Genomic DNA, 23,239 nt, shown 5'->3' on the forward strand with positions numbered 1-23,239 from the left:
AAATTTAGGTCCATGAATCACGCAGGGTAACACAGCGGTTCAGTACAGGGTGTTCAGGAGTGGAATCTTTCGAATCGGCAACAAAATAACCCAGGCGTTCAAATTGCCAGCGGGCGCCCGGTGTTGCGACAAATCCGGGTTCCAGCCAGGCATTAACCTGCTGCACTGAGTTGGGATTCAGATAGTCCAGAAAATTCTTTTCGCCGCTGTCCGGGGAAGGATCGGTAAAAAGCCGGTCGTAGAGCATGACCGTGGCAGGAACGGCATGCGCTGCGCTGATCCAGGTGATATTGCCCTTGACTTTGACACTGTCGGCGCCGGGCGTACCGCTTTTGGTGTCGGGCAGGTATTCGGCATAGACTTGCGTTACGTTGCCCGCGTCGTCCTTGTCGAAATCGGTGCATTTGATCACATACGCGTACTTGAGCCGGACCGTATTGCCAGGGAAAAGCCGGAAATATTTCTTGGGCGGGTCTTCACGGAAGTCGTCACGTTCTATCCAGAGTTCGCGCGAGAACGGAAATTCGCGTCGGCCGGCGTCGGCCGAGTGCGGATTGCGCGGCGCGCTGCAGGGTTCGGTCTGGCCCTCGGGATAGTTGGTGATGATCAGTTTGATGGGATCAAGCACGGCGACACTGCGGTCTGCGATCGGGTCAAGGTCGTCGCGCAGGGCCTGCTCCAGCAGACTGTAGTCGATTCGTGAGTCTGATTTTGATACGCCCAGGCGGTCACAGAACAGCCGAAGGGCGGTCGGTGTATAGCCACGGCGTCGCAGTCCGGCCAATGTCGGCATGCGGGGATCATCCCAGCCTGTGACATGGCCTTCGCGCACCAGTTGCAGCAGCTTGCGCTTGCTGGTGATGACATGGTTCAGATTGAGCCGGGCAAATTCGTACTGACGTGGCAGGGGATTGCGCAACTGACCCAGTTCGACCAGACGGGCCAGCAGCCAGTCGTAGAACGGACGCTGATCTTCGAACTCCAGGGTACAAATGCTGTGGGTAATGCCTTCGAGCGCATCCTCGATCGGATGGGCGTAGGTATACATTGGGTAGATGCACCAGGTGTCGCCGGTGCGGTGGTGCGTGGCGTGACGGATGCGGTACAGCACGGGGTCGCGCATATTGATATTGGGTGAAGCCATATCCACCTTCGCGCGCAGGGCGAGGCTGCCGTCGGGATGTTTGCCTTCCTTCATTTCGCGCAGCAGTGTGAGCGATTCTTCGGCCGGGCGATCGCGCCACGGCGAATTGACGCCTGCAGAGGTGAGTGTGCCCCGGTTAAGGCGGATTTGCTCCGGTGTCTGTTCGTCGACGTAGGCGAAGCCGCCCTTGATAAGCGCTTCGGCAAAGTCAAACATATAGCCAAAATAATCGCTGGCGAAATACCGGTTTTCTTCACGGGCGGGACCGGACGTGGTAAAGCCCAGCCAGTTGACGGTTTCGTCAATGGCGTCCACATACTCCTGTTCTTCCTTTTCGGGATTGGTATCATCAAAACGCAGGTGACAGACGCCACCATAATCACGCGCCAGGCCGAAGTTCAGGCAGATGCTTTTGGCGTGACCGATATGCAGATAGCCGTTAGGCTCAGGCGGAAAACGCGTACGGATGCGGGCCGGGTCTTTGGCGGCGTTCTGCAGAGCCGAAGCAGGTCCGGGTTCGCCGGCCCATTTTTTTGCCTGGTAGCGATCATTGCTCAGATCATTTTCAATAATGGTTCGCAGAAAATTGGCGGCGGGAATCTCAGGCGTCGAGGCGGACATATTTTTAAAATTTCAGTAAATCGATAATATCGACCATTTTGCCATGTTCAGCGGTTAGACTCATGGGATTCGCTCAACTGGCCCGAAATTTAAACCGCTCTTGCGTATGTGGGATATCTCAACATTACAGCTGGCGAAACTGCAGTTTTTCAGTTCGCTTTCCTTTTTTGCCATCTTCGGTCTGTGCACCGTCGGCCTGGGCTGGTTGCTCGTATTCTGTAAAATCATGACGCACCGTCAAACGGCAGATAGTCGCTGGATGGACATGTACCGCTTCTGGGTGCGTATTTTTGCACTTTGCGTAACCGTATCGCTGCTGGGCATGGTGTTTTTACTGGTACAGTCCGGGGCCCTGTGGCCGGGTCTGTTCGTGCGTCTTGGGCCTGTCAGCGGTCCGCTGGTGGTGCTGGTGGCAGCCCTGACTTTCGTCATCAAACTGTTTGTGGTCGACATCATGCTCTATCGGCAGGGTTCGCTTGCGCCGCTGCTGCACAGTCTGTTTGTCTTGCTGGCTGCGCTGGGAATGACCGCCATCGCCATGCTGTTGATCATATTCCAGAGCTGGCTGCATTTTCCTGTCGGACTTGCGCCCGATACGCTTCCGCTCACCATCGCCGACTGGCGTCATTTCGCCCTGCATTCACAGGCATGGCACCGGGTTCTGTTCATGACATCGGTGAGCGGTCTGGGCGTGGGCAGCCTGATGGTGTCGATCAGCGCCAGCGAAGCACTGGCAAAACCGCTGAACACTTCTGAGCAGCTGGGTTTCCGGATCGGAGCCGGGTTGGCGACGGTATCGCTGGCCGCGCTGGTGGTGGGGGGCGGGCTGTTCGGCGACGAGTTGTTCCGGAACGCAACGAGCCTGCCCGTTGCAGGCGTGGCCGTGCAAAAGCTTGTGCTTGGCCTGCTGGTGCTGGTCGGACTATTGTGTCTTGCGCAATGGGCATGGTATTTGAAACGTCGCAGCGATTTCGGCAAAATGCCGCGCTGGCTGCTGCACGTGTTGGTGTGGTTCGGGCCGGCAGGCTGGCTTGCCTTGTGGCTGATTCAGGGGTTGTTGTCCCTGCGCGATGGTCAGTTTTTTGTGCATGGCCTGGTCACCTTTGCCGAAGCATTCAGTGATCAGCAAAGTGCGGTGCTGATCGGCGCAGTGACGGTGTTTCTGTGGCTGCTGTTTTGTCTGATCGTGGCCGGATTTGTCTTTCTGGCCCGGCGAGCTGCCCGTTTTGGCGTTGTGCCCGTGCGCAAAATCAGGAGAACGGCATGATCGAGACGCTAGCCGGTTCGCTGGGCCTGAACAGTTACGATCCCGGGTTCTGGATGCCTTTGCTGTGTTTTGTCGTCTTTCTGGGCGTCTGTATCGCTGGCGCGGTTCTGGATGGATTCGATCTGGGTGTGGGCATGTTGATGCCATTTGCGACGCCGGAACAGCGCGCACGCATGTTCACCTTTCTGGGCCCCTGGCGCGACATGAACGTATTCTGGATTTTCCTGGGGTGCGCCATTTTGCTGGCCGCTTTTCCCAAGGCCTGGGCCTATGTAAGCGGGGCGTTGTACCTGCCGCTCATGCTGCTGGCAGCAGGTGCGCTGCTGCGCGGGATTGCCTATGAGTTTCGCCTGCGCGCGCTGGTCGACGGCCGGCCGGTCTTTGCGGCTGCCTTCGCGGCCGGATCGTTGCTGACGGCTTTCGGACAGGGAATGGTGCTGGGACGGATTGCCGTCAATTTCGGCAATGAGCCGGGCAGCGAGCTGTTTGCCATTTTTATTGCGTTATGCACGGTCGCCACCTTTATTCTGCTGGGAGCCACCTGGCTGCTCATGCGGGTGGATGATGATTTGCAGCAGCAGGCGCGGGGCTGGGTGCGGCGCGCGTCGCGTCTGACGGCGGCGGGGGTGGTTGCGGTCTCGGTGGCTCTGGGCATGGTCAACAGCGGGGTGTTTTTCAAGTGGACAGAAACGACCCGGTTGCCAGTGGTGCTGTTGGGCTGGTTTGCGATGCTGGCCATTTTTGTAATCATAGAGCTGGTGGTGCGAAAGGTGCAGCGTGCCCGGGTTCTGATCTGGCTGCCGTTTATCCTGACGGTCGTGATCGTGCTGGGCGTAATAAGCGGGATTGTGTTCAGCATCTTTCCGTTTTTTGTGCTGGACGAAGTGACCATCTGGGAAAGCGTGTCTAGTCTGGAGACGACCCGGATCCTGGTGGCCGGCTTTTTTCTGTTTTTGATTATTCTGCCGCTGCTCGTTGTGTGGTATTACCGGGACTTGCTGGGCAAAGAGCGCAAGGCCAGGGATGTCTCGTTTATGAGGCGGGGGGACTGATCAGCGGTAGCGTGACGGTCACCTTCAGGCCGCCGCTGTCACTGCTGTCCAGGGTCAATCGGCCGTTATGCGCGCTGGCGATGGTTTCGGCCAGCGACAATCCCAGGCCAACGCTGCCCGTCATGGTGCGTGCAGAATCCAAACGTGAGAATGCGCGTAGTGCTTCGGAGCGACGTTCTGCCGGGATCCCGTCGCCGTGATCGCTCACGGAAAGTGCTGCCTGGTCGCCACTGACTGTCAGAGCAACTTCGATGGGCGGACGGCCGTGCTTGAGCGCATTGCTGATGAGGTTATCCAGGACACGAGCCAGAGACAGGTGGTCGGCGCTGACATACGCCGCCTCAGTCGGCGAGTGCAGTAAATGTACCGGACTGCCCGCTTCGTGCCAGGACGCCACACGCTCTTCTGCCCACTCGCAAATGTTCAAAGGCTGGAATTTATATGTGGCCAGATCGGAGCCGCGTACATAATTGATGAACTGGTCGATCATGTCCTGCATTTCGTGAACATCATTGCGCATGCCTTCCTTGAAAGACGCGTCGTCGGTCAATTCCACACGCAGGCGCATGCGTGCCAGCGGACTTTTCAAATCGTGCGGCAAACCGGCAAGCAGGGTCTGCTGGACCGCTTTGGATTCTTCCAGGGCATCCAGCATGGCGTTGAAGCGTTCACCCAACTGCCGGGTTTCACTGGGTCCGGCTGGTGTCACGCGCTCAGGCTGGCCCTGGGCCAGTTTGTCGGCCGCCATCGTCAGCCGCGTGAGAGGACGGGTAATATGCCAGGCAAAGCCTGCGGCCAGAATCAGAAGCAGTCCGGTCAGGCTGAGCCACGCAATGGTGATGGCGTGCATATTCGGCGGTTCGATCCGGTCCAGCGGGATGACCAGCCATTCCCGGATGAAGGTATTGCCATCGTTATCCGGCTGCAGTGAAATGAACATGCGCGGAGTCGGGCCGCGGGTGAGGCCGACGCGGGTACCATCGTCCAGTTCCATATTCAGGCGCTTGACGATTTTCAGGATATCCGGACTGGGGTTCTCGCCGAAGGGGACGGTTCGTGGTTGAGGTTTGGGTGCTGCCTGGCGACGGGCCCGTTCAACTTCAAGCGCAGCTTCGGGAACGGGCAGCGGCGCCGGTGCGCCAGCATTGCCCAGGGTACCGCCACGGTGACGGCGATTGGCGTAGGGGTCTGCGCGGGAGAGCAGATACCAGCGCTTTTGTGAGGCTTCGATAATAAAGTCGGCGCGCCGGTTTTCGGGAATTTGCGAGACCGCCGAACGAAGTGTGCGAATAGTCGTGGAGAGGTAATTGACAACGACATCTTCAAGGAATCGTTCTTTCAGGTAATTGCCGACAGCGAAACTGCCCAGCTGCACCAGAATCACAGTACCCAGAATAAAGAGGATCATCTGCAGCCGCAAGGAGCGCGGCCACAGGGAGGGTTTTATCATGCGTCAGGAGAGAAGCGGTAACCAATACCCCAAACGGTTTGAATCCAGCGCGGATCTTTCGGATCGTCCTCGACAGCGCGACGCAGCCGCAGGATGGCGATATCGATTGCGCGATCATTGCGCTCACCTTCATCATCATCACGGGCCAGTGCCAGCAGGCGCTCACGCGAGAGCGGCTTGCCGGAGTTCTTCACCAGCGCTTCGAGCAGATTGATTTCGCCGCCTGTCAGCTTGACCTGGACATTATCCTTGAACAGCTGGCGTTTGGCCGGGTCGAAGGTAAAGGGTCCGAAATGGATCGGCGTTTCCTTGACCAGCGCCGATGCGCCTTTTTTGCGCCGCAGGACCGTTTCGATACGGGCAAGCAACTCGCGCGGGTCGAACGGTTTACCCAGATAATCATCGGCACCGGATTCGAGACCGATAATACGATCTGCGGTTTCGTCTTTGGCGGTGAGCAGGATGACGGGAATGTCTTCGTTCTGTGCGCGCAACTTGCGGCAGGTTTCCACACCATCGCCACCCGGCAGCATGCGATCAAGAACGATCAGGTCGGGTGAGAATTTGGTGATGCGCTGGGTAATATCACTGGCGTCTGGCGCAAGCAGCGTATCGTAACCATGACGGTTGAGATATTCCGCGAGAAGCTGGCGCAGGGCAGGATCGTCGTCGACGACGAGAATTTTTGTCAGTTGTTTGTCCATAGTGCCTCATCTTGCCAAAGGGTTGAAAGGAGCGCAAGAGGCCGAAATACGCTGAAATCACAATGAACGGCTGAATGCGCTGCAAATCAGCGGCTGACCTGGAAAGTACGTGTGGTAAGAACCTTTCCGGCTGCCACATCTGTGATTTTAACCGTAACTCGACGCGCGGTCATTGTTGGCGGAATTTCCACGGTTCCCGCAGTCTGCTGGAAGTCGGTGACATCCAGTGTAAACGGGTCCAGTTCGGCCGTACCGTAGCGACCATTGCGATATCGGCCATAGACAGAAAACTGCACGGATGCCTGCAAATCGGGGTCCTGCTCATTTTTTTTCATGAGCAGCATGCTGTAATTGAGCTTGCCGATAGGACCATCGAATTCGCCCACGCGAATTCCCACGGCGCTATTGCTGGGGTCTGCAGGAATGATTTTCTTGATGAGTGCGAGGTTGCCCGAGAGGTCATTGGCCTGGCTCTGGGCTTTGCTCAGGGCCGTTTCCCGCGATTCAAGCTGGGATTTGAGGCCGTTGCGTTCCTGCGTGACCAGTTCAAGCTGGGACTGCAGGCGCTGGCGATCTGCCGACAGCGACGTGACTTCACTGGTCAGGCGGTTGGATTCGTCCAGGCTCAGCCGTTTCGGACCGTAGTTGGTCTGCAGAAACCAGTAGCCGCCCGCACCGATAATCACGCCGGTAAATAAAATGCCAACCCATGGTGGCATACGGCGGTGACGGCGGCGGCTGCCTGTCTCAAAAACAGAGGGTTTGAAGGCTGCTCTTTTTGACGATCCAAACATGGGTAAATAATCCAAAATAAACCAAAACTCAACTGCCTGTCATTGTACCTTTTCCATCGGCCGTTTAGCTTGCGACGCGCAGTTGTCGATCAAGATCGGCCAGACGCTCGGGTGTGCCCACATCGGTCCATTGACCCGTGTAGTGATACCCTTCAACAGAGCGGGTTCCCATGGCCATCCGCAACAGGGGAGCCAGCGGCGCTGGCTGTTCCGGGTCGATGCTGCGGAACAGGCTTGGATGGAAGACGCCAATGCCCGCGTAGGTGAGGGCGGGTGCATCGGCCTGCCTCGGGTGCAGATAACCCAGCGAGTCCAGATGAAAATCGCCGTCTGGGTGCTGCGGCGGATTGTCAACCATCAGCAGCCAGGCCTGACTGGGTGAATCGTGCAGTCGGTTGACGACGCTGACAGCCTGCATGGGATTCCAGTCGCACCAAACATCCCCATTGATAACCAGAAAAGGCTGGTCTCCCAGTAGCGGCAGGGCATGGGCAATTCCGCCGGCGGTTTCCAATGCAGGATTCTCGCGCGAATACTGGATGGCGACATCGAATTGGCTGCCATCGCCCAATTCTTCTTCCAGGCGCTCTCCAAGCCAGGCATGGTTGATGACCACGTCACTGATGCCGACAGAGGCGAGGCGTTCCAGGTGGTGCACGATTAGCGGTTTGCCGTTGACGGGCAGCAGGGGCTTGGGCAGTGTATCGGTCAGCGGCCGCATGCGTTCGCCGCGTCCTGCTGCCAGTATCATGGTTTGAATCAAAATGTATATCCCACTTTTGTTTCGATATTGTCCAATCGGTCCAGCAGCCGCAACAGGGGGCGGAAGGCGTTATAGCGCGCCGCCACCTGCCTGACATAGCCGTTGACCCGAGGCATATGTTGCTGGTAGTGCGGCTTGCCATCGCGGATCGACAGCCGGGCAAACACGCCCAGAATGCGCAGGTTGCGCTGCAGCCCCATCCATTCGTAGTCCACATGAAAGTCGGCAAAGTCGGCCGGAACGGGCAGGCCGGCCTGTCTGGCCAGTTCCCAGTATCGGATGGCCCAGTCCAGTTGCTGGGGCTCTTCCCAGGTGGTGCGCGCGTCCATGACCAGAGAGACCAGATCGTAGGAGACGGGACCGCGCACGGCATCCTGGAAATCAATGATGCCCGGACCGCGGCCGTTTTCAGGGTGCGTGTTGATCATCAGGTTCGGTGAATGAAAGTCCCGATGCACAAAGCACGCGCTCTGGCGCGCGTTGTGCGCGGACAACTGGTCAAATAGCGAGACCAGCGCCGACTGCTCCGCCTCGGACAGGACCGTATCGCAGTGGCGGGCCACATACCAGTCCCGAAACAGGGCCAGCTCTTCGCGCAGTCTTGCGCTGTCGTAGACTGGCAAATGATCGGTGGTCACCTGCTGCATTCGCACCAGCGCCTGCAGCGTGTCGCGGTAATTGGCCTGCAGGGTTGCATCGTCCATGCCTTTGACAATGCGCTGGTAAAACGTGTCCTGACCCAGGTCGCTGAGCAGCAGCAATCCGTTTTCTGTGTCCTGCTCCAGAATTTTCGGCACGTTCAGGCCGGCGGCATCGAGGCGCCTGGCGATATCGATGAACGGGCGGCAATCTTCGTGGGCGGGTGGCGCATCCATGATGACCAGACTGTTATTCGGGCAATCGACACGGAAATAGCGGCGAAAGCTGGCATCGCTGGATGCGGGTCGCAGGCTGTCCGCGCGTATGCCATATTTTTCAACCAGCGGGGTGAGCCAGGCCTGTACCAGCGCAAGGCGGGCGTCGTCACCGGCTGTGGCAGAGGTGGAAGGCGTCAAAGAGGCTACGGGCTTGTTCATGTGCTGTGTTCGTAAAAGGGTTTTGAGATCAACGACTTGTGTTCTGTCCTGATTTTTATTTCTGCAAATCGGGCAGGCATTGCCGTTGTCTGCGGTAGATAACTATAATATCGGGCTAATGTAAAAAACTGCAGGATGCCGATATTTTATGCGGTATCCTCTGGTTTGTCCCGCAACAGCAGGAAGTCGGGCAAGTCCCGACAGCATTGCGATATAGTGCAGCATGTTGATCCCGTCTCAGTCCCGGGAAAGTTGGTAACAGGACAGGTTTTTTCTTCAATTATTTCCGGTAAAAAGCACAGTGCGAAAGATCTGTCACCTATTTCTTCTGACCGTATCCCCCATTGCTTTTGCCCAGAGCGGTATCTCAGTGCCCGGGGTAGGGAACACCTCTGCACCGCGGCTGTTTGTTTCTCCCATGCTGAGCAGTCCTGCGCTGAATAACGACGAAATTGTTACTTTTACCGACAGCGCGCGCGCAGACCTGACCAATAATGCCAATCGCATTACCCTGGATGGCGGCTCGCAGGTGCGCCGTTCCGATTCTATTCTGAAAGCCGACAGAATCGACTATGACCGGAGCCTGGGTACGGTCACGGCCACGGGCAATGCCCGCCTGTTGCGCGATGGCAACCTGATCACCGGCCCGGCGCTGCGCTACAACGTTGACAAGGTTAACGGAACCATTACCTCGCCCGTCTACAGTCTGGCCACGGGCGGACAGGGACAGGCCGGGGTTGCCAATATCATCGATGACAATCATCTGAATCTGAAGGAAGCCACCTACAGTGGCTGCAGTTGCGAAGAGCCGTTCTGGCAGATCCGTTCGAAAAACGTCGATCTGTACAACGACGAAAACGAAGGGATTGCCGAAGACGGCACGCTTTATATCAAGGGCTTGCCGGTGTTATGGTCGCCCTATCTGACGTTCCCGATCCGGGCAGAGAAAAAAACCGGGTTCCTGACGCCCACGTACGGCATGACCTCGCGCAGTGGCCTGGATATTTCCGTTCCGTATTTCATCAACCTGGCACCGCAATACGATTTGACCCTGTACCCGCGTTATCTGAGCAAGCGGGGTCCGCAACTGGGTGCCGAGTTCCGGTATCTGCAGCCCGGTTATTCCGGCACAGTGTCGGGCAACTACATGCATCGGGACAATGAGCTGGGCCGCTCCCGCTGGATGTTCTCCTGGCAGCATATGCAATCGCTGGGCTCAGTGCTGGGCTTCAATTTCAATCTGTCGGCCGACTGGAATGCCGTTTCTGATGACGATTACTATCGTGATTTCACCGATATGACGACCATCACCCAGGCCGACAAGACCTATCTGAACCGGAATATTACGCTGGGCTTTTCGGGCCATAAGTACTGGGACGGCTATCTGCAGATCCAGAAGTATCAGACGCTGCAGGACGCCACGGCAGATGAGATTTACGGCCAGTATGAGAAAGTACCGGAGTTGCGGGTGCATGGTGCGCGTTTCGACTGGCACGGGCTGGATATGGAAACCACCAATACACTGACGCGGTTTGAATACCCCACGTATTTTGGTTCCAAGCTCAGCGACGAGGTGATCGACCGGACGGATGGCCATCTGCGGCCCAACGGTACCCGCCTGACGTCGTATTCGACCTTAAGCTATCCTATCATCAGGCCAGGCTGGTATATCACTCCCAAGGTCGGCCTGCATGCTTCCCAGTACGAAACCGATTGGTATACACGCTACGGCCAGTATTCGTTTTACAGCCAGGGCGGCACGCAGCGGCGTTCGCTGTCGCGGGTATTGCCTATCGTGTCCCTGGATGCCGGCATGACATTCGAGCGTGAAACCACACTTTTCGGTTATCCCTCTACCCAGACTCTGGAGCCACGTCTGTACTATCTGTACATTCCCTATCAGGATCAGAGCGATATCCCCATTTTTGATACCGACGTGAGCCAGTTCGGTTTTGCCAGCGCCTTTTCTGAAAACAGATACAACGGCGGATGGGACCGGATCAACAACGCCAATCAGGTCACTCTGGGGCTGACCTCACGCTGGTTTGATCGCGATACCGGCTTTCAGCGCCTTGCTCTGCAGGTTGCCCAACGCATCTATTTCGATTCCCAGCGCGTAACGCTGCCGTTTGAGTCGCCGCGCACGGGCGCCAAATCAGACTGGATTTTCGGCGCAGAAGCGGCGCTGACCAACAAATTCACCACGCAGGCTGCATTGCAGGTCGATCCTTACCAGGGCAAGACGACACAAAGTTACGCTGCCGTCAAATGGACGCCCAAGCGTCTGGCTACGCTTTCGCTGTCCTACCGTTATCAGCGCGATCCGTATGTAGACGAGCGGCGCACCGACATTAATCAGGGCAATCCCCTGTCGTACCAGTTGCAAGGAAAGGAAACCGTCAGTTTTGCCGGCCAATGGCCTTTCACTCGTAATCTGTACGGCGTCGGGCGGGTCGACTATTCGCTCAAGGAAAGCCGGGTCACCCAGCATATCCTGGGTATCGAATATAAAGGTGACTGTTGCTGGACCGGGCGAGTTGTTTTGAAACGTTACGCCGTTTCGAAAGAAGATTCGAATTCTGCTATATTCTTTCAGTTGGAATTGGCGGGTTTGGGCTCAGTCGGAAAAGATCCGATGGAATTGTTAAGACAGAATGTGCCCGGATACGAGAGTGTCAACACCCCGGTTCCGGCCAGGACATCATTTGAAAGGTATGAATAATGCGTAAATTGGGTTTCATGAAAACCGCAGTTGCTCTCGCAATCCCCGCCATTTTTATTGCGGTTCCTTCTGCCGCCAGCGCGCAGCAGGCAAAACATTCCGGCGCAGCGCAGCAGCGTGCGGGAGGGCAGTTTGCGGATGGTATTGCGGCGGTTGTCAATAATGAAATCATTACGATGCGGGAATTGCAGCAACGCATGGCCAGCAACCGCATGACGACGGGAAATCAGAATCAGGTGCAGCAAACGGTGTTGCAAAGCATGATCGATGAAAAGCTCATGCGGCAGGATGCCGAGCAGTATGGTATTAAGGTCAGCGATGCGCAACTGGCGCAAGCAATGGCCAATATCGCACAGCGCAACAATCTGCCGCCTGAAAAATTGCGGCCGGCCATCGAGCAGATGGGCCTGAATTGGGACGCATACACTCGTAACCTTCGCACCGAAATGGTGATGGAGGAATTGCGCAATCGCATTATCCAAGCGCGGGTGGACATCAATGAATCGGATGTCGACGCTTTCCTGAAACAGAATCCCACAGGCATTTTGCCCGGACGGGAAGCAGAAAGGCAGAACCAGCCCAAGCCGCCCCCACAGAAACAGGTGGTGGTAGAACGTTCATTCGTGCCCAAGGCCGTGGCTCTGCAGCACATTTATATTCGCGTACCGGACAACTCTTCTGATGAAGTGGTGGCCGCAGCGCGCAAGAAAGCCGATGCCGCCATGGCGAAATTGCGTGGCGGGGCCAGTTTTGCCAGCGTCGCCAAGGAATACTCCGACGGACCGGAAGCGTCCTCCGGCGGTAATCTGGGTATTCGCATGTTTGAAGACTGGCCCTCGCTTTTTGTGAGTGTCACCAAAAAAGTGCCGGATGGACGCACAACCGGTGTGTTCAAGGCCCCCAATGGTTTTCACATTCTGAAAGTTGTTGAGCGTCGTGGTCTGGTACAGGAAAATAAACGCACTGTGACGGTTCAACCGCCGGCGCCGCCTCCACCACCGGTGCCGCCTATCGAAAAAATGGCCAAGCAGCAGGGGCCGGTTAATATCACCGAAACCAAGGCACGGCATATTCTGATCAAGATCACACCGGTATTCTCTGATCAGCAGGCCAAGGCGAAAATCGACGATATCCGCAGGCAGATTGAAGGCGGTATGTCTTTTGCTGACGCGGCCAAGAAATATTCGCAGGATACCTCGGCTCCTCTGGGCGGCGAAATCGGCTGGGTTCCTCCCGGCGCATCCGATGCCAATTTCGAGAAAGCCATGAATGCCCTGCAGCCTGGGCAGGTAAGCGCTCCGGTGCGGTCACAGTTTGGCTGGCACCTGATCTCGGTCGAGGATCGACGCAGCTCGGACAAACAGCCTGAGATTCGCCGGAATCTTGCCCGCCAGTCGCTCTATCAGTTGCGTGCCGAGCCGGTATACGAAGACTGGCTGCAGCAGTTGCGGGCCAAGTCCTATATCGACAACCGATTGACGCAGCAGAAAACTCGCCCGTAGAGCAGGACAGAATGGCAGTCCATCAGGCCCGTAAGCGGTTTGGTCAGAATTTTCTGACCGACGACAGTGTAATCGAATCTATTGTGCGGGCGATTGACCCGGCCCGGACAGACAGGGTGATCGAAATCGGCCCTGGTCTGTCGGCGCTGACGGTACCGTTGCAAGCGCGTCTTGATCATCTTGCGGTGATCGAAATTGATCGCGACCTGGCGGCGCGCCTGCGCAAGCGTTTTCCTGCTGATCGGTTGACCGTGCATGAAGCCGATGTGCTCACGGTTGATTTTGCCGAGTTCGGCAGTGAGCTGCGCATTGTCGGGAACCTTCCATACAATATTTCCAGTCCGTTGCTGTTTCACCTGGTGTCATTTGCAGAGCAGGTTCGGGATCAGCATTTCATGTTGCAGAAAGAAGTGATTGCACGCATGGTGGCCCGTCCCGGCGAAAGTGATTATGGGCGCCTGTCGGTCATGCTGCAGGCGCGTTATGACATGCGTCATTTGTTTGATGTGCCGCCCGAGGCATTCGACCCCCCGCCCAAAGTGACGTCTGCCGTTGTGCGCATGGTGCCTTTGTCGGCGGAGCGCCCGCAGGCAAAAAGCGAAAGGGCATTTTCGCAATTGGTTGCCCGGGCCTTTTCCCAGCGACGCAAAATGCTGCGCCGCGTACTGGCCGATTGGCAGATCGACTGGGCCGAGGTGGGTATTGCCGAAACGGCACGGGCAGAAGCCTTGTCCGTGGCCGATTTCATCCGGCTGGCTGATTATCTGGTTGACCAGGGCGTGCTGGCCTGAGTCATGCAGTGCATAATGGCCATTACTGCCGAGACTGCCTGCCTGCAAGAAAAACCGCAATAATATCCCGGCTGCGCTGCATCAGTAACTGCCGCGTTTGCTGCATGGTGTCTTTTAGTGTCATGGGGCCACCGGGCAGGCTGAACGCTGCGGTAATGCCACCCTCGTACACCTTGGTGTAGTCTTCATGCAGCGACCCGGCCAGGGCAATCAACGGTACATGATGGGCTCGCGTCAGCGAGGCGATGCCGGCAATGGTTTTGCCGCGTAACGTCTGCGCATCCAGCCTTCCTTCTCCTGTGATGACCAGGTCGGCTTTTTCCATATGTTTGTGCAGACCGGCGTAGTCAGCAACGATCTCGACGCCCGGTTTGAAGACGGCGTTCAGGTAGGCCAGCGCGGCATAACCCAGCCCGCCGGCGGCGCCTGCGCCGGGTTCATCACGTCGCTCGTGGCCGGTCGCTTGCGCAGTCAGATCGGCAAAGTGCGCCAGCGCCCCATCCAGAAAACGGACATCCTCGGGACTGGCGCCTTTTTGCGGACCGAAAATGGCAGATGCGCCATGCTCCCCGCATAGCGGATTGTTTACATCAGAAGCGATCAGCCATTCGACCCCGGCTGCGCGCGCATCGAGTCCTGTCAGATCGATCTCGTGCAGATCGTACAGGGCAGCCGGACCCTGCGGCAGAGGCTGGCCCGATTTGTCCAGAAACCGGATGCCCAGTGCGGCCAGCAGGCCACTGCCGCCATCGTTGGTGGCCGAGCCGCCCAGGCCCAGCACGATTCGGCGGGCGCCCTGATCCAGTGCAGCCTTGACTAGTGCTCCCAGCCCGAAGGTGCTGGCACGCCGGACATCGCGCCGGTCTGCTGCAATCTGTTCCAGGCCGGCGGCACTGGCCATTTCAATCACGGCAGTGCGATCCTGCAGCATGATCCACGCAGCAGAAACAGGTTCGCCTAGTGCATTGACGGTATCCTGACTTTGCAGCGGCGCGCCGGTACTGCCGGCAATCGCTTCGACAGTGCCTTCCCCGCCATCGGCCATCGGCAGTTGCACCAGGGTTGCATCGGGTGCGACCGAGCGGATACCGTCGGCAATGGCCTGGGCTACGCCGGCAGAGGATAGACTCTCTTTGAAAGAGTCAGGCGCAATGACGATATATAGGGGTTCATTCATTAAGAAAATCATCCATGCAAAGCAGTTTCATACTGTTGGTCGCGCCAATGACACCGTAGTGGTCGCCTTGCAGCAGCAGGACCCAGTCGCCGCGATCCAGTGGCTGGTATTTGAGCAGTTGCGCCACAGCGGCCCGTGCGACATCGGTGTCCTGGTGAGCGGACGGATCAAAGTGAACCGGATAGACGCCCCTGAAGATGGCGACGCGGTTGCGTGTGCTGTCGTGCGGGGTCAGGCAATATATCGGCACTCCCGAGCGAATGCGCGACATGATCAGTGGCGTATGGCCGCTTTCGCTGAGCGAGATAATGGCGCGGACCTGATGAAAATGATTGGCTGCGTACATGGCGGCCAGCGCAATAGTTTCGTCAAAGCGGGTAAACGTTTCGCCCAGACGGTGCCGCGACTGGGTTGTGGTCGGATGCTTTTCGGCACCCAGGCAGATGCGTGCCATGGCCTTGACCGTTTCTACCGGATACAGGCCTGATGCGCTCTCTCCGGAGAGCATGACCGCGTCGGTATAATCCAGCACCGCATTGGCCACGTCGGAGACTTCGGCGCGGGTTGGAAACGGATGATTGATCATGGATTCCATCATCTGCGTGGCGGTAATCACAAACTTGTTCAGGGTGCGTGCGTGACCGATGATTTTTTTCTGGATCCCGACCAGCTCGGCATCGCCCACTTCTACGCCCAGATCGCCGCGGGCAACCATCACGCCGTCGCTGGCAGCGATAAGTTCGTCAAGGGCGCGATCATCGGCAACCGCTTCAGCGCGTTCGATTTTGGCAATAATCCATGCATTGCTGCCGGCTTCCTGTACCAGGCGACGGGCTTCTTCCATGTCGCGGCCGTAGCGCGGAAACGAAACAGCAATGAAATCTACGCCGATTTCGGCTGCCAGCAGAATATCGGCCTTGTCTTTTTCAGTCAGGCTGGGGGCGGACAGGCCGCCGCCGCGGCGATTGATGCCCTTGTTGTTGGAGAGCTCGCCACCCGACAGCACGGTGGTATACACCTCTTGCCCTTCGATGCGAACCACTTCGAGCACAATGCGACCGTCATCGAGCAGCAGTTCGTCTCCGGGCCGGCAATCTGTGACCAGTTCCGGATAGTCGATGCCCACAATATGTGCATCGCCCTTTTCGTAGGGATAGTCATTGGACAGGACAAACTCCTGCCCCTGTTGCAACATGACTTTCTGGTTTTCGAAACGGGCAATGCGGATCTTGGGACCCTGAAGGTCTCCCAGAATGGCAATGTGCACATCCAGCTTTTCTTCCAGCTTGCGGATGATGCGGGCACGTTCGCGATGGTCCTCGGCTTCTCCATGAGAAAAATTGAAACGGGCGACGTTCATGCCCGCCTGAATCATGGCTTCGATCTGGGTTTCGGAGGTGGTGGCGGGACCCAGTGTGGCGACAATCTTGGTTCGGCGGCGGGCGACAGGGGACTGCGTGGTCATGAAAGCGGCTCCTCGGGCAGAGTCAACGGCGGGCAGCCGTTATGCTGTATGTGATAGGCAACAACAAATCTTAGCGCAGGCCGGTACCGGCAGAAGCCATGTCCTTGCGTTCGATCAGCTCGATTTTGTAGCCGTCCGGGTCCTGAACAAAGGCAATAACGGTCGTGCCGCCCTTGACCGGCCCGGCTTCACGCGTGACGTTGCCACCTGCCTTTTTGACGGCCTCACAGGCTGCATAGGCATCGGGCACGCCAATGGCAATATGTCCATAGGCGTTGCCCATATCGTATTCGGTTACGCCATGGTTGTATGTCAGTTCCAGTTCGGCCTGATGGGGGTTGGCCTCGAAGCCCAGGAAGGCCAGGCTGTATTTGTATTCCGGGTTTTCGGAACGGCGCAGCAGTTTCATACCGATGACATTTGTGTAGAATTCAATGGATCGTTCCAGGTCGCCAACGCGTAACATGGTGTGCAGAAATTGCATGATGCCCTCGTAGTATTGATGATGTGATATGGTCTCGCACAAGCGAGTTCATATCATACACGATCGCCGGGAGTTCACCGGCCAGCGGCCTGATTCGTGCATGTGTTTGCACAGGCCGGCCGATGCTGATTTTCAGGTAAAGCGGTGTTGATTGAGAGGTAAAGCAATTATGATTCCAGTGCAGGCAGGGCGGACATCTCGGTGGTTTTCAGCTGCTGCATGGCAGCCTCGTAGCCGGGCAGAATCACCCCGACCTGATGCCAGAAACGTGCACTGTGGTTCATTTCTTTCAGATGTGCAAGTTCGTGTGCGATAACATAGTCAATCACATCTGGCGTAAAGTGAATCAGGCGCCAGTTCAGGCGAATGACACCGCTGCTGTTGCAGGAACCCCAGCGGGCGCGAGCGCGCGACAATCGCCATGCCGTATAGTGCAACCCGGCGCGGGAAGCCAGGAGCCGAATGCGTTGATCAAAATAGTCCGACGCCTGCGTCTGCAGCCACTGCATGGCTGCAGTCCGGCGCTGGCCTTCATCGGCATCGGAGGACAGGGCCAGCCAGAGCGTGTTCTGTGCCTGCGGTTCAAACGGGTCGCCATCGAAGTGCGCACGTTGCCCGACCGCATCAATGTCAATTGAAATGGTGACGCCCAGATAGGGTAACCGGGTGGCGGCGCGCCAGGCTTGTTGTACTTCACTGGCAGTGTTGTTGCGCTGGCGCCAGAACGCCAGCTTATTCTGAATCCAGGCAGACTTTTCCAGCACGGCTTCGTCAATCTGTTTCAGGGACACCCAGTAGGGTGCCGTCACACGCAACCCGTCATTGCCGATCACAAAACCAATACTGCGGCGCCGACTGCGCAACAGGGCGAATGTGATCAGGCCGTGACCGGTAGGCACATGGCGCAACCGCGCGCCTTCGGGCAGCGCGGGTTGCGGTGTATGGAACAGTTCAGACTGACTCGACGTCATGGTAGCGTTCGGGATTCAGTACGCGCATTTCGCCCTCGATCCAGGTGCGCACGTCGGCCATGACCTCATCGGGTGTCCGGCCTGCCGGCTCAATGGGCGGGCCAAAGGAAATCGTGACCAGACCCGGTTTTTTAACGAAGGGTTTTTTCGGCCAGCATTCACCGGCATTGTGGGCGACCGGAATAATGGGCGTGTTGGCGTGGACCGCCAGTCTGGTGCCGCCCAGTTTATAGGTACCCGCCTGTCCAGGAGGGATGCGGGTGCCCTCGGGAAACAGGACAGGCGCACGACCTTCGGCAAGCCGTTGCGTGCCGATCTCCATGACCTGCTGCATGGCATTTTTGCCTTTCTTCCGGTCGATGGCAATGTTGCGCAAACTGGCCAGACCCCAGCCAAAGAACGGGATGTAATTGAGTTCTTTTTTGTAAACAAAGCAGGCCGGCCGGGGCAGAAACCAGGCGAAGAACATGGTTTCATAGGTGGACTGGTGTTTGCTCAAATAAATAACGGGTGCATCGGGAATATGGTGCACGCCTTTGGTTTCATATTTGATTCCAACCAGGATTTTTGCGGCCCATAGCACCATGCGTGGCCAGCCCACCGTGTAGCGATAGCGCCAGGTAAAAGGCAGAGGGATAACCAGCACGCAACCGATGGCGTAGGGCACTACCGTGACTGCCTGAAACAACAGGAAAAGAACAGAGCGTAGAAAAAGCATCTTCAGGATTCCGTTAACCAGCTTTCGACCACATCGGCCAGGGTGGGCCGGATGGACACAGATTCGGGCAGCCCGGGATCCTTGCGGGTTTTCTGGCCATTGCCCGTTTCCACCAGCCAGGTCCGGCAGCCGGCCGCCTGCGCGGCCGTGATGTCCCTGAGCGAATCGCCCACACTGAAGACTTCGTGCGCAGGAACGTCATAGCGTTTCAGAATTTCCGTAAACATGCCGGGCAGGGGCTTGCGGCAGGTGCAGCCGTCATCGGGCAGGTGAGGGCACATGAAAATGGCATCAATATGTCCGCCGAGCTGACCCAGTTGCTGCTGCATTTTCTGGTGAATGGCGGTCAGGTCGTCCGGCGTGAACAGTCCGCGTCCAAGTCCGGACTGGTTGGTCGCCACGACCACTTTCCAGCCTGCGCGGCACAGGCGTGCAATGGCCTCCAGGCTGCCGGGCAGGGGTATCCATTCGTCTGCGCATTTGATGAAATCCGGGCTGTCCTGATTGATGACGCCGTCTCGATCCAGAATGGCCAGTTTCATTGTGCCAGCCTGGAAATATCGGCCACCAGGTTCATCGTGGCGTGTAGTCGGGACAGCAGCGCCAGGCGATTGCCGCGGACTGCGGGATCATCGGCCATGACCATCACATGCGTGAAGAAGTCGTCAACCGCCGCGCGGGTCTGCGCCACGGCGCCCAGGCTTTTTTCAAATTGCCCCTGAGCAGCATCGGCGCGTGCGCTGGCTTCAATGGCCGAGAGCGCTTCGTACAGGGCTTTTTCTGCTGCTTCGGTAAACAGCGAAGGATCCAGCTCGGGCAGGTCGCCTTCGGCTTTTTTCAGCAAATTGCCGATCCGCTTGTTGGCCGCGGCCAGACTCTCGGCCTCGGGCAGGGCGGCAAACGTGGTCACCGCTTTGACTCGTGCCGTGACTTCCTGCAAAGGCGGCTGCAGTGCGATCACGGCGTCCACGACCGACCGCGCGTAGTCGCCGGCGAGCTGGTTGCGATAGCGTTCATAGACATAAGCCAGCACTTCTTCGGCCGTACCGGAATGCAGCGCACCCGGCTGGAATGTAGACGCGGCAAAATCCAGCAGGGCGGGCAGGTTAATGCCTGTTTGTCCAGATGAGGCCGCCTGAGCAGCGTCACCGTTCAGGGAGGTGTCGCTCAGGTAGTGACCGGCAGCAAGCTGTTCGACTGCGCTGATGATGCCCAGTGCTGCACGGCGCAGGCCGAAGGGGTCGCGTTCACCGGAGGGCTGCAGTCCGATACCCCAGATACCGATCAGTGTGTCGATACGTTCGGCAACGAACAGGATGGCAGCGACCAGTGTGTCGTCGGTGACGGGTGCATCAAAGCGTGTCTGGTACTGGCTCGCGAGTGCCTTGACCACGGCTGCCGGCTCGCCATCATACTGGGCGTAATAGGCCCCCATGATACCCTGCAGTTCGGGGAATTCGCCGACCATATTGGAGGTCAGATCTGCTTTGGCCAGCTGGGCGGCGCGATCAGCCAATGTGACGTCGGCATGCAGCATCCCGGCAAGGTGGCTGCTGATCTTGCGCAGGCGTTCGATGCGATCAAGCTGCGAGCCGAGCTTGTTGTGATAGACGATATTACCCAGGTGTTCCACCCGCGATGCCAGCGGCTGTTTCCTGTCTGTTTCGAAAAAGAATTCGGCATCGGCCAGGCGCGGGCGAATGACCCGCTCGTTGCCCTGGATAATATGGTGCGGATCGTCCACATTCATATTGCTGACGATCAGAAATTTATGAATCAGCTTGCCACTGGCCGGATCAAACAGGGGGAAGTATTTCTGGTTCAGGCGCATGGTCAGAATGAGGCATTCCTGCGGCACGGCCAGGAACTTTTCTTCAAACTGCCCCACATACACTGTCGGATGTTCAACAAGGGCCGTGACTTCGTCAAGCAGAGCGGTTACTTCGGTTTCGTCACCCAGCGAGGCGCCCAGTTTTGCGGCTGCCTTGTCCAGTTGCTGGCGAATGGCGTCGCGGCGATCTTCAAAAGACGCAATAACGCGACCTTTGTCTGCCAGCGCGGTTGCGTAATCATTGGCATGGCTCAGCGTGACGGGCCCTTCGCTCATGAAGCGGTGGCCTTGTGTGCTGTTGCCAGCGTCAATCCCCAGGACAGTGACAGGCAATACGTCGCTGCCGTGAAGGACAACCAGTCCGTGGACAGGGCGCACAAAACGCACGCTGGTCTGGCCGTCGGCCAGTTGATAGCGCATCATTTTCGGAATCGGCAAATCGGCAAGGGCGGATTCGACAGCCGCCTGCAATACGTTCTGCAATTGCGCACCGGCTGCAGTGCCATGCGCAATCAGATAGTCCTGCTTGCCATCGGATTCCCTGGCCAGATCTGCTGGTGTGAGATGAGCGAGGTTTTTGGCGGCCAGTTTCTTTTGCAGCGCAGGCGTTGCGTTGCCCTGGGCATCCAGTCCGACTTTGACCGGCATGAGTTTTTCAGAAAAAGACTGGTCCGGCGCCTGAGCCAGTACGCTGCTCAACTGTGCAGCCAGACGACGCGGAGTCGCATAGCTGGTGGTCACGTTGTCGGAGCCCAGCAAATGCTGTTTGGCCAGTGCCTGCGTCAGGCTGTCGGCAAATGCCTGTCCAAGTCTGCGCAGGGCGCGCGGGGGCAATTCTTCGGTAAACAGTTCAACAAGTAGAGGGGAATTCATGATACTGCCTTGTTATTCTTGAGCATGGGGAACCCGAGCTGCTCGCGTGAATCATAGTAAGCCTGGGCGACCTTGCGCGACAGATTGCGAATGCGACCGATATAGGCGGCGCGTTCAGTCACGCTGATGGCGCCACGCGCATCCAGCATATTGAAGGTATGGGCGGCTTTTAAAACGGATTCGTACGCAGGCAGGGCGAGGGGGATGTCCACCAGCCGCGCGGCTTCTTTTTCGTAGTCGTTGAAATGCGCAAACAGCATATCGGTGTTGGCGTATTCAAAGTTGTAGGTGGACTGCTCCACTTCGTTCTGGTGGAAAACGTCGCGATACAAAACCTGTTCGCCATTGGGACGTTCTGTCCAGACCAGGTCGTACACGCTTTCGACGTCCTGCAGATACATGGCCAGACGCTCCAGCCCGTAGGTGATTTCGCCCAGCGTGGCAGGGCAGTCGAGCCCGCCGACCTGCTGGAAATAGGTAAATTGCGTCACTTCCATGCCATTGAGCCAGACCTCCCAGCCCAGGCCCCAGGCGCCCAGCGTCGGGTTTTCCCAGTCATCTTCCACGAAACGGATGTCATGTTCCTGCGGATTGATGCCCAGGGCCTGCAAAGAGCCGATATACAGGTCCAGAATATCCGGCGGTGCGGGCTTCAGGACGACCTGGTATTGATAGTAATGCTGCAGACGGTTGGGATTTTCACCATAGCGACCATCCTTGGGGCGGCGCGACGGCTGCACATAGGCAGCGTGCCAGGGCTCCGGTCCGATGGCGCGCAGAAAAGTGGCGGTATGCGAGGTGCCGGCCCCCACTTCCATATCGTAGGGCTGCAGCAGGGCGCAACCTTTGGTATCCCAGTATTCCTGGAGTTTCAGGATAATCTGCTGAAAAGTTAGCATGGACGACTCTAGATAATTAGAAAAGCTGAATCGCCGATTTTAACGGATTTGACCGGGCATTCGGCTGTTTCTTGCACGGCATTGAGCATCTGGGCGGATTTTGCGGGGGGAATGATTTAAAGTTCTGGTATCCCGAAAATGGCAGTCAGGAGATCTCATGTCTGAATTAATCAAGTCTGAAATACGTGGTCGCGTCCTTATATTGACGATCAACCGGCCCGAAGCCCGCAATGCACTCACCTACGACACGTCGTTTGCACTGGCCGACGCGCTGGACCGGCTGGACGCCGACGACAACCTGACAGTCGGCATTCTGCGCGGTGAAGGCAATACCTTCTGCTCCGGCATGGATCTGAAGGAGTTTGCCCGCACGCAGCGTCGTGCCGTGGTGCCGGGCCGTGGCCTGGGCGGGCTGGCCGAAGCGCCACCGGCCAAGCCGCTGATTGCCGCGGTCGAAGGCTATGCGCTGGCCGGCGGTTTCGAATTGGCGCTGGCCTGCGATCTGATTGTGGCCGCGAACAACGCCAGCTTCGGACTTCCGGAAGTCAAGCGCGGACTGGTGCCCGGATCCGGCGGCATGTTGCGCCTGCCACGCCGGCTGCCGTATCACGTGGCCATGGAAGCGCTGCTGACCGGTGATATGATCCCGGCAAAACGCGCCCATGAGATGGGATTGGTGAACGATCTGGTCGAACCGGGTACCGCCCTGGAAGCTGCGTTAAAATTGGCAGAGAAGATCGCAGCAAACGGCCCGCTGGCCGTACGTACCGTCAAGGAGGTGGTGACCGCCTCCCAGGACTGGCGGGTAGACGACATGTTTGCCCTGCAGAATCCGCGCATGGCACATATTTTTTCTTCCGAAGACGCCAAGGAGGGGGCCACGGCCTTCGCCGAAAAACGCGCCCCGGTCTGGAAGGGCAAATAATTTTTTTCTG

20 protein-coding genes are annotated in these 23,239 nt (G+C 57.6%); 6 read left to right on the plus strand and 14 right to left on the minus strand.

Annotated features, from left to right (window positions below):
• Positions 1-4: 4 nt before the first annotated feature.
• Positions 5-1,765 carry a glutamine--tRNA ligase/YqeY domain fusion protein gene (locus W822_RS41620; RefSeq protein ID WP_024006702.1) on the minus strand — a complete coding sequence of 587 codons (1,761 nt, stop codon included), beginning with the start codon at positions 1,763-1,765 and terminating at the stop codon, positions 5-7.
• A gap of 106 nt (positions 1,766-1,871) precedes the next feature.
• Between W822_RS41620 and W822_RS45970 the strand changes: the two genes are divergently transcribed.
• Positions 1,872-3,032 (plus strand): cytochrome ubiquinol oxidase subunit I, encoded by a 1,161-nt coding sequence (locus tag W822_RS45970; protein WP_024006703.1) that lies wholly within the window; start codon positions 1,872-1,874, stop codon positions 3,030-3,032.
• Positions 3,029-4,084 carry a cytochrome d ubiquinol oxidase subunit II gene (locus tag W822_RS41630; protein WP_024006704.1) on the plus strand — a complete coding sequence of 352 codons (1,056 nt, stop codon included), beginning with the start codon at positions 3,029-3,031 and terminating at the stop codon, positions 4,082-4,084. Before W822_RS45970 ends, W822_RS41630 begins: the two co-directional genes overlap by 4 nt.
• Here the strand turns inward: W822_RS41630 and W822_RS41635 are convergent.
• From W822_RS41635 to W822_RS41655, 5 genes are all read right to left on the minus strand, one after another.
• Entirely contained in the window at positions 4,065-5,534 is a 1,470-nt protein-coding gene (locus tag W822_RS41635; RefSeq protein ID WP_031243415.1) for a HAMP domain-containing sensor histidine kinase, read from the minus strand. The two genes, W822_RS41630 and W822_RS41635, sit on opposite strands and share 20 nt — an antisense overlap.
• Entirely contained in the window at positions 5,531-6,238 is a 708-nt protein-coding gene (locus W822_RS41640) for a response regulator (RefSeq protein ID WP_024006706.1), read from the minus strand. Before W822_RS41640 ends, W822_RS41635 begins: the two co-directional genes overlap by 4 nt.
• A gap of 86 nt (positions 6,239-6,324) precedes the next feature.
• Positions 6,325-7,032, minus strand: coding sequence for a membrane protein (locus tag W822_RS41645; protein WP_024006707.1), 708 nt, complete (start codon positions 7,030-7,032; stop codon positions 6,325-6,327).
• A 64-nt stretch (positions 7,033-7,096) separates the two neighbouring features.
• On the minus strand, positions 7,097-7,792 hold the full coding sequence (gene murU / locus W822_RS41650) for an N-acetylmuramate alpha-1-phosphate uridylyltransferase MurU (protein ID WP_024006708.1): 696 nt from the start codon (positions 7,790-7,792) through the stop codon (positions 7,097-7,099).
• Positions 7,792-8,871, minus strand: a complete 1,080-nt coding sequence (locus W822_RS41655; protein WP_024006709.1) for an aminoglycoside phosphotransferase family protein — start codon at positions 8,869-8,871, stop codon at positions 7,792-7,794. Before W822_RS41655 ends, murU begins: the two co-directional genes overlap by 1 nt.
• A gap of 418 nt (positions 8,872-9,289) precedes the next feature.
• On the opposite strand from W822_RS41655, the gene W822_RS41660 reads away from it, so the two are divergent.
• Genes W822_RS41660 through rsmA form a run of 3 tightly spaced genes read left to right on the plus strand, consistent with a single transcriptional unit; the run spans position 9,290 to position 13,886 of the window.
• Entirely contained in the window at positions 9,290-11,593 is a 2,304-nt protein-coding gene (locus W822_RS41660) for an LPS-assembly protein LptD (RefSeq protein WP_081724442.1), read from the plus strand.
• Positions 11,593-13,095: a peptidylprolyl isomerase gene (locus W822_RS41665; RefSeq protein ID WP_024006711.1), complete on the plus strand. Its 1,503-nt coding sequence runs from the start codon at positions 11,593-11,595 to the stop codon at positions 13,093-13,095. The genes W822_RS41660 and W822_RS41665 overlap by 1 nt, the downstream gene beginning before the upstream one ends.
• Before the next feature lie 11 nt (positions 13,096-13,106).
• Positions 13,107-13,886 (plus strand): 16S rRNA (adenine(1518)-N(6)/adenine(1519)-N(6))-dimethyltransferase RsmA, encoded by a 780-nt coding sequence (gene rsmA / locus W822_RS41670; RefSeq protein ID WP_024006712.1) that lies wholly within the window; start codon positions 13,107-13,109, stop codon positions 13,884-13,886.
• Between the two features lie 22 nt (positions 13,887-13,908).
• Here rsmA and W822_RS41675 read toward each other — a convergent pair whose 3' ends face one another.
• The 8 genes from W822_RS41675 to glyQ form a co-directional block, all read right to left on the minus strand.
• On the minus strand, positions 13,909-15,063 hold the full coding sequence (locus W822_RS41675) for a glycerate kinase (protein WP_024006713.1): 1,155 nt from the start codon (positions 15,061-15,063) through the stop codon (positions 13,909-13,911).
• Complete coding sequence (pyk, locus tag W822_RS41680) at positions 15,056-16,528, minus strand: pyruvate kinase (protein WP_024006714.1); 1,473 nt, start codon at positions 16,526-16,528, stop codon at positions 15,056-15,058. Before pyk ends, W822_RS41675 begins: the two co-directional genes overlap by 8 nt.
• 70 nt (positions 16,529-16,598) lie before the next feature.
• Entirely contained in the window at positions 16,599-17,012 is a 414-nt protein-coding gene (gene gloA, locus W822_RS41685) for a lactoylglutathione lyase (protein ID WP_024006715.1), read from the minus strand.
• Between the two features lie 167 nt (positions 17,013-17,179).
• On the minus strand, positions 17,180-17,983 hold the full coding sequence (locus tag W822_RS41690; protein WP_024006716.1) for a M48 family metallopeptidase: 804 nt from the start codon (positions 17,981-17,983) through the stop codon (positions 17,180-17,182).
• Positions 17,964-18,701: a lysophospholipid acyltransferase family protein gene (locus tag W822_RS41695; RefSeq protein WP_024006717.1), complete on the minus strand. Its 738-nt coding sequence runs from the start codon at positions 18,699-18,701 to the stop codon at positions 17,964-17,966. Before W822_RS41695 ends, W822_RS41690 begins: the two co-directional genes overlap by 20 nt.
• A gap of 2 nt (positions 18,702-18,703) precedes the next feature.
• On the minus strand, positions 18,704-19,243 hold the full coding sequence (gene gmhB / locus W822_RS41700; RefSeq protein ID WP_024006718.1) for a D-glycero-beta-D-manno-heptose 1,7-bisphosphate 7-phosphatase: 540 nt from the start codon (positions 19,241-19,243) through the stop codon (positions 18,704-18,706).
• Positions 19,240-21,405 carry a glycine--tRNA ligase subunit beta gene (gene glyS, locus W822_RS41705; protein WP_024006719.1) on the minus strand — a complete coding sequence of 722 codons (2,166 nt, stop codon included), beginning with the start codon at positions 21,403-21,405 and terminating at the stop codon, positions 19,240-19,242. Before glyS ends, gmhB begins: the two co-directional genes overlap by 4 nt.
• A complete protein-coding gene (gene glyQ, locus W822_RS41710; protein WP_024006720.1) occupies positions 21,402-22,304 on the minus strand; it encodes a glycine--tRNA ligase subunit alpha in 903 nt (300 codons plus the stop codon). Before glyQ ends, glyS begins: the two co-directional genes overlap by 4 nt.
• Positions 22,305-22,461: 157 nt before the next feature.
• On the opposite strand from glyQ, the gene W822_RS41715 reads away from it, so the two are divergent.
• Positions 22,462-23,229 (plus strand): crotonase/enoyl-CoA hydratase family protein, encoded by a 768-nt coding sequence (locus W822_RS41715; protein WP_024006721.1) that lies wholly within the window; start codon positions 22,462-22,464, stop codon positions 23,227-23,229.
• Positions 23,230-23,239 lie beyond the last annotated feature (10 nt).

The sequence above is a fragment of the Advenella kashmirensis W13003 genome, assembly GCF_000506985.1.
GTDB lineage: Bacteria > Pseudomonadota > Gammaproteobacteria > Burkholderiales > Burkholderiaceae_B > Advenella > Advenella kashmirensis_A.

Excerpts from the sequence above, each read along its gene's own strand:
- W822_RS41620 (WP_024006702.1), bottom strand. The coding sequence starts at position 1,765 with ATGTCCGCCTCGACGCCTGAGATTCCCGCCGCCAATTTTCTGCGAACC.
- W822_RS45970 (WP_024006703.1), top strand. The coding sequence starts at position 1,872 with ATGTGGGATATCTCAACATTACAGCTGGCGAAACTGCAGTTTTTCAGT.
- W822_RS41630 (WP_024006704.1), top strand. The coding sequence starts at position 3,029 with ATGATCGAGACGCTAGCCGGTTCGCTGGGCCTGAACAGTTACGATCCC.
- W822_RS41635 (WP_031243415.1), bottom strand. The coding sequence starts at position 5,534 with ATGATAAAACCCTCCCTGTGGCCGCGCTCCTTGCGGCTGCAGATGATC.
- W822_RS41640 (WP_024006706.1), bottom strand. The coding sequence starts at position 6,238 with ATGGACAAACAACTGACAAAAATTCTCGTCGTCGACGACGATCCTGCC.
- W822_RS41645 (WP_024006707.1), bottom strand. The coding sequence starts at position 7,032 with ATGTTTGGATCGTCAAAAAGAGCAGCCTTCAAACCCTCTGTTTTTGAG.
- W822_RS41655 (WP_024006709.1), bottom strand. The coding sequence starts at position 8,871 with ATGAACAAGCCCGTAGCCTCTTTGACGCCTTCCACCTCTGCCACAGCC.
- W822_RS41660 (WP_081724442.1), top strand. The coding sequence starts at position 9,290 with ATGCTGAGCAGTCCTGCGCTGAATAACGACGAAATTGTTACTTTTACC.
- W822_RS41665 (WP_024006711.1), top strand. The coding sequence starts at position 11,593 with ATGCGTAAATTGGGTTTCATGAAAACCGCAGTTGCTCTCGCAATCCCC.
- rsmA (WP_024006712.1), top strand. The coding sequence starts at position 13,107 with ATGGCAGTCCATCAGGCCCGTAAGCGGTTTGGTCAGAATTTTCTGACC.
- W822_RS41675 (WP_024006713.1), bottom strand. The coding sequence starts at position 15,063 with ATGAATGAACCCCTATATATCGTCATTGCGCCTGACTCTTTCAAAGAG.
- pyk (WP_024006714.1), bottom strand. The coding sequence starts at position 16,528 with ATGACCACGCAGTCCCCTGTCGCCCGCCGCCGAACCAAGATTGTCGCC.
- gloA (WP_024006715.1), bottom strand. The coding sequence starts at position 17,012 with ATGCAATTTCTGCACACCATGTTACGCGTTGGCGACCTGGAACGATCC.
- W822_RS41690 (WP_024006716.1), bottom strand. The coding sequence starts at position 17,983 with ATGACGTCGAGTCAGTCTGAACTGTTCCATACACCGCAACCCGCGCTG.
- W822_RS41695 (WP_024006717.1), bottom strand. The coding sequence starts at position 18,701 with ATGCTTTTTCTACGCTCTGTTCTTTTCCTGTTGTTTCAGGCAGTCACG.
- gmhB (WP_024006718.1), bottom strand. The coding sequence starts at position 19,243 with ATGAAACTGGCCATTCTGGATCGAGACGGCGTCATCAATCAGGACAGC.
- glyS (WP_024006719.1), bottom strand. The coding sequence starts at position 21,405 with ATGAATTCCCCTCTACTTGTTGAACTGTTTACCGAAGAATTGCCCCCG.
- glyQ (WP_024006720.1), bottom strand. The coding sequence starts at position 22,304 with ATGCTAACTTTTCAGCAGATTATCCTGAAACTCCAGGAATACTGGGAT.
- W822_RS41715 (WP_024006721.1), top strand. The coding sequence starts at position 22,462 with ATGTCTGAATTAATCAAGTCTGAAATACGTGGTCGCGTCCTTATATTG.